The sequence below is a fragment of the Streptomyces sp. NPDC051310 genome, from assembly GCF_044455245.1.
Taxonomy (GTDB): Bacteria; Actinomycetota; Actinomycetes; order Streptomycetales; family Streptomycetaceae; genus Streptomyces.
In genome coordinates this window covers 46,479-57,724 of record NZ_JBITEO010000035.1, presented here as the reverse complement: position 1 = coordinate 57,724, position 11,246 = coordinate 46,479, and the positions used below count along the sequence as shown (strand labels likewise).

General features: G+C 74.0%; 10 protein-coding genes. 9 read left to right on the top strand and 1 reads right to left on the bottom strand.

Annotated features, from left to right (window positions below; translation table 11 throughout):
- Window positions 1-438: 438 nt before the first annotated feature.
- The 6 genes from ACIA79_RS32550 to ACIA79_RS32525 all read left to right on the top strand — a co-directional run bounded on the left by ACIA79_RS32550 (window position 439) and on the right by ACIA79_RS32525 (window position 6,873).
- Window positions 439-762: an integration host factor gene (locus tag ACIA79_RS32550; protein WP_031078235.1), complete on the top strand. Its 324-nt coding sequence runs from the start codon at window positions 439-441 to the stop codon at window positions 760-762.
- Window positions 763-811: 49 nt separating this feature from the next.
- Entirely contained in the window at window positions 812-1,381 is a 570-nt protein-coding gene (gmk, locus tag ACIA79_RS32545; protein WP_399432014.1) for a guanylate kinase, read from the top strand.
- Between the two features lie 29 nt (window positions 1,382-1,410).
- Window positions 1,411-1,683: a DNA-directed RNA polymerase subunit omega gene (rpoZ, locus tag ACIA79_RS32540; RefSeq protein ID WP_003982715.1), complete on the top strand. Its 273-nt coding sequence runs from the start codon at window positions 1,411-1,413 to the stop codon at window positions 1,681-1,683.
- A 103-nt stretch (window positions 1,684-1,786) separates the two neighbouring features.
- Complete coding sequence (gene coaBC / locus ACIA79_RS32535; RefSeq protein ID WP_399432013.1) at window positions 1,787-2,998, top strand: bifunctional phosphopantothenoylcysteine decarboxylase/phosphopantothenate--cysteine ligase CoaBC; 1,212 nt, start codon at window positions 1,787-1,789, stop codon at window positions 2,996-2,998.
- Window positions 2,999-3,250: 252 nt separating this feature from the next.
- Complete coding sequence (metK, locus tag ACIA79_RS32530; RefSeq protein ID WP_031078230.1) at window positions 3,251-4,459, top strand: methionine adenosyltransferase; 1,209 nt, start codon at window positions 3,251-3,253, stop codon at window positions 4,457-4,459.
- A gap of 263 nt (window positions 4,460-4,722) precedes the next feature.
- On the top strand, window positions 4,723-6,873 hold the full coding sequence (locus ACIA79_RS32525; RefSeq protein ID WP_399432011.1) for a primosomal protein N': 2,151 nt from the start codon (window positions 4,723-4,725) through the stop codon (window positions 6,871-6,873).
- Between the two features lie 276 nt (window positions 6,874-7,149).
- Here the strand turns inward: ACIA79_RS32525 and ACIA79_RS32520 are convergent, their stop codons facing one another.
- Window positions 7,150-7,677, bottom strand: coding sequence for a hypothetical protein (locus tag ACIA79_RS32520; protein ID WP_399432010.1), 528 nt, complete (start codon window positions 7,675-7,677; stop codon window positions 7,150-7,152).
- 227 nt (window positions 7,678-7,904) lie between these two features.
- On the opposite strand from ACIA79_RS32520, the gene fmt reads away from it, so the two are divergent.
- The 3 genes from fmt to rpe all read left to right on the top strand — a co-directional run bounded on the left by fmt (window position 7,905) and on the right by rpe (window position 11,153).
- Window positions 7,905-8,849, top strand: a complete 945-nt coding sequence (gene fmt, locus ACIA79_RS32515) for a methionyl-tRNA formyltransferase (protein WP_399432020.1) — start codon at window positions 7,905-7,907, stop codon at window positions 8,847-8,849.
- A 35-nt stretch (window positions 8,850-8,884) separates the two neighbouring features.
- Window positions 8,885-10,306, top strand: a complete 1,422-nt coding sequence (locus ACIA79_RS32510) for an RsmB/NOP family class I SAM-dependent RNA methyltransferase (protein ID WP_399432009.1) — start codon at window positions 8,885-8,887, stop codon at window positions 10,304-10,306.
- Window positions 10,307-10,469: 163 nt separating this feature from the next.
- Window positions 10,470-11,153: a ribulose-phosphate 3-epimerase gene (gene rpe / locus ACIA79_RS32505; protein WP_399432008.1), complete on the top strand. Its 684-nt coding sequence runs from the start codon at window positions 10,470-10,472 to the stop codon at window positions 11,151-11,153.
- Window positions 11,154-11,246: the final 93 nt, after the last annotated feature.

The following is an 11,246-nucleotide window of genomic DNA, read 5'->3' as shown; positions in this document are numbered from 1 at the left end:
GGGGGGGGGGGGGGGGGGGGGGGGGGGGGGGGGGGGGGGGGGGGGGGGGGCGGGGGGGGGGGGGGGGGGGGGGGGGCCGGCGCCCGGCCCCGCCCCCCCCGCCCCCCCCCCCCCCCGCGGCGGCCCGCGGCCACGTTTCCGGTGGCCGCGGGCTGCTGTTTCCGCCCTCTGTGACGCGTCTCACAGGGGCTTGAACCCCCTCGATGACCTTCATTCGCCGGATTCGGCCCCAAAACCGAGGCGATATGACCGTTATGTCGCAGTGTCTCGATCCTGACCAGGACTTTTCGTCTGTTCTCGCTGACTCCGGCGGCCATGGCCGCTAGTCTCCGTCGCAGAGCCAACGTGCACTGCGTTGCTCGTTGCTCCCCTGGTGTGGGCCGACTAGGTTCCTCACCGGTCCGTATCCGACAGTTCGACATCCGAGGTGACGTAGGCGTGGCTCTTCCGCCCCTTACCCCTGAACAGCGCGCAGCCGCGCTCGAAAAGGCCGCCGCGGCTCGCCGGGAGCGGGCCGAGGTCAAGAATCGACTCAAGCACTCCGGTGCCTCCCTCCACGACGTCATCCAGCAGGGCCAGAAGAACGACGTCATCGGCAAGATGAAGGTGTCCGCCCTCCTCGAGTCCCTGCCGGGCGTGGGCAAGGTCCGCGCCAAGCAGATCATGGAGCGGCTGGGCATCTCCGAGAGCCGTCGTGTGCGTGGTCTCGGCTCCAACCAGATCGCGTCCCTGGAGCGCGAGTTCGGCGGCACCGGAGCCTGAGTTCCGGGGCCGGTCCGGGGCACCGAGGTAAACCTGGAATAATCGCCCCATGGCTGCAACATCGGACGTACGTCCGCGGCTGACCGTGCTCTCCGGCCCCTCCGGGGTCGGCAAGAGCACGGTCGTCGCTCATATGCGCAAGGTGCACCCCGAGGTCTGGCTGTCGGTGTCCGCCACGACCCGTAAGCCGCGACCCGGCGAGCGGGACGGCGTCCAGTACCACTTCGTCACCGACGACGAGTTCGACAAGCTGATCGCCAACGGCGAGCTGCTGGAGTGGGCCGAGTTCGCGGGCAACCGCTACGGCACTCCGCGCCGCGCCGTCATGGAGCGGCTGGAGGCGGGCGAGCCCGTCCTGCTGGAGATCGACCTCCAGGGCGCCCGGCTCGTCCGGGAGTCGATGCCCGACGCCCAGCTGGTCTTCCTCGCCCCGCCGAGCTGGGACGAGCTGGTCCGCCGGCTCACCGGCCGCGGCACCGAGCCGCCGGAGGTCATCGAGCGCCGCCTCGCAGCCGCCAAGATCGAGCTCGCGGCCGAAGCGGAGTTCGACACCACCCTGGTCAACACCTCGGTCGAGGACGTGGCGCGTGAGCTGCTAGCCTTGATGCGAGTTGTTTGATCTTTGTCCACTTTTTCGGAAGGTAGAGCGTGTCCTCTTCCATCACTGCGCCCGAGGGCATCATCAACCCGCCGATCGACGAGCTGCTCGAGGCCACGGACTCGAAGTACAGCCTCGTGATCTACGCGGCCAAGCGCGCGCGTCAGATCAACGCGTACTACTCGCAGCTCGGTGAGGGCCTGCTGGAGTACGTCGGTCCGCTGGTGGACACCCACGTCCACGAGAAGCCGCTCTCGATCGCCCTGCGCGAGATCAACGCGGGTCTGCTGACCTCCGAGGCCGTCGAAGGCCCGGCGCAGTAAGCAGCACCCAGCGTTACAGCACGTCGTTCGCAGGCCCGGCGGGAACCGTCCGCCGGGCCTGTGGTGTGTCATTGCGGTGTGTCATTGCCTTGAGGAGGCACGAGTGCACAAGCCGAAGGTCGTCCTGGGCGTCAGCGGCGGCATCGCCGCCTACAAGGCCTGCGAGCTGCTGAGGCGGCTGACCGAGTCGGGCCATGACGTGCGGGTGGTCCCGACCGCCTCCGCGCTGCACTTCGTGGGCGCCGCCACCTGGTCCGCCCTCTCCGGCAACCCGGTCGCCACCGAGGTCTGGTCCGACGTGCACGAGGTCCCGCACGTCCGGATCGGGCAGCAGGCCGACCTCGTCGTCGTCGCCCCCGCCACGGCCGACATGCTGGCCAAGGCGGCGCACGGGCTCGCCGACGACCTGCTCACCAACACCCTGCTCACCGCGCGGTGCCCGGTGGTCTTCGCCCCCGCCATGCACACCGAGATGTGGGAGCACCCCGCCACCCAGGAGAACGTCGCCACGCTGCGGCGGCGCGGCGCCGTGGTCGTCGAACCCGCCGTCGGCCGCCTCACCGGCGCGGACACGGGCAAGGGCCGGCTGCCCGACCCCGACGAGATCTTCGAGATCTGCCGCCGGGTGCTGGCCCGGGGCGCCGCCGCCCCCGACCTCGCGGGCCGCCACGTCGTCATCAGCGCCGGCGGGACGCGCGAGCCGCTGGACCCGGTCCGGTACCTGGGGAACCGTTCCTCCGGGAAGCAGGGGTACGCCCTGGCCAGGACCGCGGCCGCGCGGGGCGCCCGGGTGACGCTCATCGAGGCGAACACCGGCATGGCCGACCCGGCCGGTGTCGACGTCGTCCACGTCGGGACCGCCGTCCAGCTGCGCGAGGCCGTGCTCAAGGCGGCTCCGGACGCGGACGCCGTGGTGATGGCCGCGGCCGTCGCGGACTTCCGCCCCGCCACGTACGCCGAAGGAAAGATCAAGAAGCGGGAGGGCCAGGAGCCGGCGCCCGTCGCTCTGGTCCGCAACCCCGACATCCTGGCCGAGATCTCCGCCGAGCGCGCCCGACCTGATCAAGTCGTGGTCGGATTCGCCGCCGAGACGGATGACGTTTTGGCCAATGGTCGGGAGAAGCTGCGCCGCAAGGGGTGCGACTTCCTCGTGGTAAACGAGGTGGGGGAGCGCAAGACCTTCGGATCAGCGGAGAACGAGGCCGTGGTGCTTGCGGCGGACGGCACGGAGACGCCTGTGCCCTACGGCCCCAAGGAAGCCCTCGCCGACACCGTCTGGGATCTCGTCGTCCCCCGTCTGGGGCGACTCGCATGAAACCCCGATGAATGTCACATTCATCCCTCCGGCGGGATGAAACCGTACGAACACCGGCGTTCTGTTCATGGACGGGGAGGCGGAACACGCGCCTCAGGAAGCCCGACGTGGCCGATCCGACTCCCACGGTGCGAGACACCTGGTCCGACGGACGGGAGTGCCCGATAAACTGTCCACGGAACGACGCGGGGCGCAGCCCCCTGCCGGTCCGCAAACGATCAGCCAGCAGCCGCTGCAAACCCAGGGAGCGTTGTGTCCCGTCGTCTCTTCACCTCGGAGTCCGTGACCGAGGGTCACCCCGACAAGATCGCTGACCAGATCAGCGACACGATTCTCGATGCGCTGCTGCGGGAGGACCCCACCTCCCGCGTCGCCGTGGAGACGTTGATCACCACCGGCCTGGTGCACGTGGCCGGCGAGGTGACGACCAAGGCGTACGCCGACATCCCCACGCTGGTGCGCAACAAGATCCTGGAGATCGGTTACGACTCCTCGAAGAAGGGTTTCGACGGCGCCTCCTGCGGCGTCTCGGTCTCCATCGGCGCGCAGTCCCCGGACATCGCGCAGGGTGTCGACACCGCCTACGAGAAGCGGGTCGAGGGCGACGAGGACGAGCTCGACAAGCAGGGCGCCGGCGACCAGGGCCTGATGTTCGGGTACGCGTCGGACGAGACGCCCGAGCTGATGCCGCTGCCGATCCACCTCGCCCACCGGCTGTCCAAGCGCCTGACCGAGGTCCGCAAGAACGGCACCATCCCCTACCTGCGCCCCGACGGCAAGACGCAGGTCACCATCGAGTACGACGGCGACAAGGCCGTCCGCCTCGACACGGTCGTCGTCTCCTCGCAGCACGCGTCGGACATCGACCTGGAGTCGCTGCTCGCCCCGGACATCCGCGAGTTCGTCGTCGAGCACGTGCTCAAGCAGCTCCTCGACGACGGCATCAAGCTGGAGACCGAGGGCTACCGGCTGCTGGTGAACCCGACCGGCCGCTTCGAGATCGGCGGCCCGATGGGCGACGCCGGCCTGACCGGCCGCAAGATCATCATCGACACCTACGGCGGCATGGCCCGCCACGGCGGCGGCGCGTTCTCGGGCAAGGACCCGTCCAAGGTGGACCGCTCGGCCGCCTACGCCATGCGCTGGGTCGCCAAGAACGTCGTGGCCGCGGGTCTCGCCTCGCGCTGCGAGGTCCAGGTCGCCTACGCCATCGGCAAGGCCGAGCCCGTCGGCCTCTTCGTCGAGACCTTCGGCACCGCCAAGGTGGAGACCGAGAAGATCGAGAACGCCATCGCCGAGGTCTTCGACCTCCGCCCGGCCGCGATCATCCGCGACCTCGACCTGCTCCGCCCGATCTACGCCCAGACCGCGGCGTACGGCCACTTCGGCCGGGAGCTCCCCGACTTCACCTGGGAGCGCACCGACCGCGTGGACGCCCTGCGCAAGGCCGCCGGGCTGTAAGCCGCCCGCGCGGCTCGCGAAGTCCGGCACCCGTTCGGGGGTGCCGGACTTCGGCGTTCCCGGACCCCTAGCCGGATCCGGACCCGGATCCCGGGGGCGGCGTCGACGGGGGACCGCCTCCGGCAGCGCGAGCGCGCGGCAGGGGGCGCGGAGCCCGGGTATCGGCGGGCAGGAGTTCCGCGGCGCCGTGCGCGGTCACGGGTCGTCCAGGCGCACGCCGCCGGCAGCGGGCGGTGTCAGTGGGGTCTGGTAGGAATGGGGCTGTGAGCAGCGGGGACGGGAAGCCGGAGGGCGGCGGCGGGGCGGCCGAGCCGCCCGAGCAGCTCGCGCTCATACGCGAGACCGTACGCAAGGCCAAAGTGCCGCGGGCCAAGCCCCGGACGTGGCGCGGGGCGGCGCTGGCCAAGGAGCTGCCCGTCGCGCGCGTCGTCGTCAACAAGGGCGTGCTCCACCTCGACCAGTTCTTCGACTACGCCGTCCCCGAGGAGCTCGACGCCGCCGCGCAGCCGGGGGTGCGGGTCCGAGTGCGGTTCGGGGCCGGGTCCCACCAGGTGCGGGACGGGCGGCGCGAGGGCGGGCGGCTCATCGACGGGTTCGTGGTCGAGCGGCGCGCCGAGTCCGACTACTCCGGACCGCTCGCGGCGCTCGCCGACGTGGTCTCGCCCGAGCCCGTGCTGAGCCCGGAGCTGCTGGGCCTGGCCCGGGCGGTGGCCGACCGGTACGCCGGGAGCCTCGCCGATGTGCTGCAACTGGCCATCCCGCCGCGCAACGCGCGCGCGGAAGGGCGGCCGTCACCGCAGCCGCTGCCGCCGCCCCCGGCGCCCGGGGCCGGGACGTGGGAGCGGTACACGCAGGGCGCCGCCTTCCTGCGCTCCCTGGCGCAGGGCGGATCGCCGCGGGCCGTGTGGAACGCGCTGCCCGGTCCCCACTGGGCCCAGGAGCTCGCCCGGGCCGTGGGCGCCACCCTGGCATCCGGGCGCGGCGCCCTGGTCGTGGTACCCGACGGGCGGGCCGCCGCGCGGGTGGACGCCGCCCTCACGGACGTCCTGGGGGAGGGGCGGCACGCGCTGCTGACCGCCGATGCGGGCCCCGAGAAGCGGTACGCGCAGTGGCTCGCGGTGCGGCGCGGTGCCGTGCGCGCCGTCGTCGGCACGCGCGCGGCGATGTTCGCGCCGGTGGCGGACCTCGGGCTCGTGGCCCTCTGGGACGACGGGGATTCCAGCCACAGCGAACAGCACGCGCCGCTGCCCCACGCGCGCGAGGTGCTGCTGCTGCGCGCCGCGCACGACCGGTGCGGCTTCCTCCTCGGCGGCACGAGCTGCACCGTGGAGGCCGCGCAGCTCGTCGAGAGCGGCTGGGCGCGGCCGCTGGTGGCCCCCCGCGATCAGGTGCGCGCGGCCGCGCCGCTCGTCCGGACCGTCGGCGACGGCGAGCTCGCGCGGGACGAGGCCGCCCGGGCCGCCCGGCTGCCGTCCCTGGCCTGGCAGACCGTACGGGACGGCCTGAAGTCCGGGCCGGTGCTGGTGCAGGTGCCGCGCCGGGGGTACGTACCGAAGCTGGCGTGCGAGCGGTGCCGTACGCCCGCGCGGTGCCGGCACTGCGCGGGGCCGCTGGAGGCGCCGGAACAGCAGGAGCTGCGGTGCGGCTGGTGCGGGCGGGGCGCGCCCGGCTGGCACTGCGCCGAGTGCGGCGCCACGCGGCTGCGGGCGCAGGTGGTGGGCGCCCGGCGCACGGCGGAGGAGCTCGGCCGGGCGTTCCCGGCGGTGCCGGTCCGCACGTCGGGGCGGGACCACGTGCTGGACTCCGTGCCCGCACGGCCCGCGCTGGTGGTGAGCACCCCGGGCGCCGAGCCGGTCGCGGAGGGCGGCTACGCGGCGGCGCTGCTGCTCGACGGCTGGGTCATGCTGGGACGGCCCGACCTGCGCGCCGGTGAGGAGGCGCTGCGGCGCTGGATCGACGCGGCCTCGCTGGTGCGCGGCCAGAGCGAGGGCGGCACGGTCGTGGTGGTGGCCGAGCCCACGCTGCGGCCCGTGCAGGCGCTGGTCCGCTGGGACCCGGTGGGCCACGCGCAGCGGGAGCTGGCCGAGCGGGCGGAGCTGGGCTTCCCGCCGGTCTCGCGGATGGCGTCGGTGACCGGGCGGGCGGAGGCGGTGGCCTCGTTCCTCGCGACCGCGGAGCTGCCGCCCGGGACGGAGGTGCTGGGGCCCGTGCCCCTGCCGCCCCCGCCACCGGGCGCGCCGCGCCGCCCGGGCGATCCTCCGCCGGGCGAGGTGTGGGAGCGGGCGCTGCTGCGCGTCCCCCCGGGCAACGGTGCCGCGCTGGCCGCCGCGCTGAAGTCCGCGCAGGCGGCGCGTCTCGCGCGGGGTGCCGCGGACCCGGTCCGCGTCCGCGTCGACCCCCCGGACATCGGCTGACGCGGCGGTGCCACCGGTGCGGACGGAACGCGGCACCGGCCGCACGAGAGGCTCGTACGAGGCGGCCGTGCGGCATGAGCCCGGTGCGCGAGCGCCTGCGCGGAACCGCCCGCACCCGCCGTGCAGCGCCCGCGCGGTGCCTGCGCGGCGCTGCCACGAGGCAGGACAGCTGTACACAGCGCCCGCACAGCGGCCCCCGGCCGGAGCGCCTGCAGGGAGACGGCCGCCCCCGCCGCCCGGGAAGGGCGGTGGGGGCGGCCGGGAGGGGGCCGGGCGTCAGCCGTTGCGGGGGGCCGGGAGGGCGCTGGGGCGGGGGTCCTCGCGCAGTGAGCCCGCCGTCGGCTGCGGCGGCATCGAGCGGGCCGCGGGAACGGAGGGGACGGACGGCGGAGCCACCGGCATCGTGCGCGTGGCACCGGCCTCCGACGGGCGCTCCGCCTCCTGTGCGGCCGACTGCTGGCGGCGCGAGCCGTAGCGGCGGTGGACCGCCTGCTTGGTGACCCCGAGCGCCGAGCCCACGGCGTCCCACGAGAACCCCAGCGAACGGTCGAAGTCGACCGCCGCGGTCACCAGGGTCTCGACGCTGTCCCGCAGCTCCTGCGCGAGCCTGACGGTCGGGGCCGGGGCCCTGCCGTAGACGACGAAGCCCGTGGACGGGCCGGATCGCCGCGGGCGGTACACATTGCCCAGCTGGGCCGTGAGCGTGCGCAGTGCGTCCACCTGCCGGCGGACCCGCTCGATGTCCCGCACCAACAGGTGCAGACTGGCCCGGGCTTGGGCGTCGTGGGTTGCGTGGTCGGCCATTTACAAGCCTCTCGAACCGGCGTTGAAAAGGGGTGGGCCACACCGGGGCGGCCCGTTTCGGTCAATCTCTGCTTGACCAACGCTCCACCCGCGGTCGGGGTCACGCTGCGGGGGCGTATCCGCATATGCACAGGGCGCGCACCGCTCCGTACGCCCCCCGCCGCACCGGCGCCTAGACTGGTGCGTTGCTCACCACCGCCCCCGAACAGACAGGCAGTCAGCCACTGATGAAGCTCGTCTTCGCAGGCACCCCCAAGGTCGCCGTACCCGCCCTGGACGCCCTGATCGCCTCGGACCGGCACGAGGTGGCCGCTGTCGTCACCCGCCCCGACGCGCCCGCCGGGCGCGGCCGCCGGCTGGTCGCCAGCCCCGTCGCCCGGCGCGCCGAGGAGGAGGGCATCGAGGTCCTCAAGCCGGCCCGGCCCCGGGACGAGGACTTCCTCGCCCGGCTGCGGGAGATCGCGCCCGACTGCTGCCCGGTCGTCGCCTACGGGGCCCTGCTGCCGAAGGCGGCGCTCGACATCCCCGCGCACGGCTGGGTGAACCTGCACTTCTCGCTGCTGCCCGCCTGGCGCGGCGCCGCACCCGTGCAGCACGCGATCATGGCCGGCGACGAGGTGACCGGTGCCTCGACCTTCCTGATCGAGGAGGGCCTGGACTCGGGGCCCGTCTACGGCGTGGTCACCGAGCAGGTGCGGCCCACCGACACCAGCGGCGACCTGCTCACCCGGCTCGCCTTCGCCGGCGCGGGGCTGCTCGTCGCGACGATGGACGGCATCCAGGACGGCACCCTGGAGGCCGTGCCGCAGCCCGCCGACGGCGTCACCCTCGCCCCGAAGATCACCGTCGAGGACGCGCACATCGACTGGACCGCCCCCGCGCTGCGCGTCGACCGCGTCGTACGCGGCTGCACCCCCGCGCCCGGCGCCTGGTCGGCCTTCCGCGGCGAGCGGCTCAAGGTCGTCCAAACCGCCCCGGTGCCCGACCGCACCGACCTGGCGCCGGGCGAGCTGTCGGCCGCCAAGAACAACGTGTACGTCGGGACCGGCTCGCACGCCGTCGAGCTCCTGTGGGTCCAGCCCCAGGGCAAGAAGCCGATGCGCGGCGCCGACTGGGCCCGCGGGGTGCGGATCGCCGCGGGCGAGAAGCTCGGCGGGACCGACGTAGGCTGAAGGGGATCGAGCCTCACCGGAAAGCGGAGCACCTTTTGAGCGAGCAGTCCCGTCGCCGTCCCCCCAAGCAGTACCGCCGCCCCAAGAAGGACCCGGTGCGCATGCTGGCCTTCGAGGCGCTGCGCGCCGTCGACGAGCGCGACGCGTACGCCAACCTCGTGCTGCCGCCGCTGCTGCGCAAGGCGCGCGAGAAGGAGGGGTTCGACGGGCGGGACGCGGCGCTCGCGACCGAGCTGGTGTACGGCACGCTGCGCAGGCAGGGCACGTACGACGCGATCATCGCGGCCTGCATCGACCGGCCGCTGCGCGAGGTCGACCCGCCGGTCCTCGACGTCCTCGCGCTCGGCGCGCACCAGCTGCTCGGCACACGGATCCCCACGCACGCGGCGGTCTCGGCGAGTGTCGAGCTGGCCCGCGTGGTGCTCGGCGACGGCCGCGCCAAGTTCGTCAACGCCGTCCTGCGCAGGATCGCGCAGCGGGACCTCGACGCCTGGCTGGCCGAGGTGGCCCCGCCGTACGACGAGGACGCCGAGGACCACCTGGCGGTCGTGCACTCGCACCCGCGGTGGGTCGTCTCGGCGCTGTGGGACGCGCTCGGCGGTGGCCGCGCCGGGATCGAGGACCTGCTGGAGGCGGACAACGAGCGCCCGGAGGTCACGCTGGTGGCCCGCCCCGGGAGGTCGACGACGGCCGAGCTGCTGGACGTGCTGGGCGAGGAGGCCGGCCTGCCGGGCCGCTGGTCGCCCTACGCCGTACGGCTGCCCGAGGGCGGCGAGCCGGGCGCGATCGACGCCGTGCGGGAGGGCCGCGCGGGGGTGCAGGACGAGGGCAGCCAGCTCGTCGCCGTGGCGCTGGCGAACGCGCCGCTGGACGGCCCCGACGGCCGCTGGCTGGACGGCTGCGCGGGCCCCGGCGGCAAGGCAGCCCTGCTGGCCGCCCTGGCCGCCGAGCGCGGCGCCGCGCTGCTCGCCGCCGAGAAGCAGCCGCACCGCGCCCGGCTGGTGGACCGGGCGCTGGCCGGCAACCCCGGCCCGTACCAGGTCATCACCGCGGACGGCACGCGCCCGCCGTGGCAGCCCGGCTCCTTCGACCGCGTCCTCGTGGACGTGCCGTGCTCGGGCCTGGGCGCGCTGCGCCGCCGCCCCGAGGCGCGCTGGCGCCGTCGCCCGGAGGACCTGGAGAGCTTCGCCCCGCTGCAACGCGCCCTGCTGGGCGAGGCGTTGAAGGCTGTGCGGGTGGGCGGGGTCGTCGGGTACGCGACGTGCTCGCCGCACCTGGCCGAGACCCGCGTCGTCGTGGACGACGTCCTCAAGAAGCAGGGCGGCGCGGAGCTGATCGACGCCAGGCCGCTGATGCCCGGTGTCCCGGCGCTCGGCGACGGACCCGACGTGCAGCTGTGGCCGCACCTGCACGGCACCGACGCGATGTACCTGGCGCTGCTGAGGCGCACGGTCTGACCGCCCGGCGGCCGGCGGTCCGGCGCGGACCCTGCCGGGGCGGGACCGTGAACGGCCCGGCGGGCGAGCGATATGCCCGCATTGCGGCTTGTGCGTCCGGCCGGAACGCACCCGGCCGGGCATCGGGTAAAAGAAACGCCATGGGACATGGCAGGCTTGGCCCATGGCCCAGATCAACCCCAGCATTCTGTCCGCCGACTTCGCCCGTCTCGCCGAGGAGGCGAAGGCCGTGGAAGGCGCCGACTGGCTCCATGTCGATGTCATGGACAACCACTTCGTGCCCAACCTCACCCTGGGCGTGCCGGTCGTCGAGTCGCTCCGGCGTGCGACGGACACCCCGCTGGACTGCCACCTGATGATCGAGGACCCGGACCGCTGGGCCCCGCAGTACGTGGAGGCCGGCGCCGGGTCGGTCACCTTCCACGTCGAGGCCGCCGCCGCGCCCGTGCGCCTGGCGCGGGAGATCCGCGCCAAGGGGGCGCGGGCGTCCATGGCGCTGAAGCCCGCGACGCCCATCGAGCCGTACGAGGACCTGCTCCCCGAGCTCGACATGCTGCTGATCATGACCGTCGAGCCGGGCTTCGGCGGGCAGGCCTTCCTCGACATCATGCTGCCGAAGATCCGCCGCACGCGGGAGCTGATCTCCAAGCACGGGCTCCAGCTGTGGCTCCAGGTCGACGGCGGTGTCTCCGAGGCCACCATCGAGCGCTGCGCCGAGGCCGGCGCCGACGTCTTCGTCGCCGGCTCCGCGGTGTACGGGGCCGAGGACCCGGCCGCCGCCGTACGGGCCCTGCGCGACAAGGCCGCACAGGCCACCGCGGCCGCCGCGTGGGCCTGCGCCCACTGAGGGCGGTCCGCCCGGCAACGCCCCGGTGAACGCAAACCAACAGGACTGATCACGGCACGCCGGATCTGCAAGGATGGCAATCCGGAGTGCGAA

What these genes read in the sequence shown, in the direction of transcription:
- gmk (WP_399432014.1), top strand. Translation starts at nt 812, where the DNA reads ATGGCTGCAACATCGGACGTACGTCCGCGGCTGACCGTGCTCTCCGGC.
- fmt (WP_399432020.1), top strand. Translation starts at nt 7,905, where the DNA reads ATGAAGCTCGTCTTCGCAGGCACCCCCAAGGTCGCCGTACCCGCCCTG.
- rpe (WP_399432008.1), top strand. Translation starts at nt 10,470, where the DNA reads ATGGCCCAGATCAACCCCAGCATTCTGTCCGCCGACTTCGCCCGTCTC.
- ACIA79_RS32520 (WP_399432010.1), bottom strand. Translation starts at nt 7,677, where the DNA reads ATGGCCGACCACGCAACCCACGACGCCCAAGCCCGGGCCAGTCTGCAC.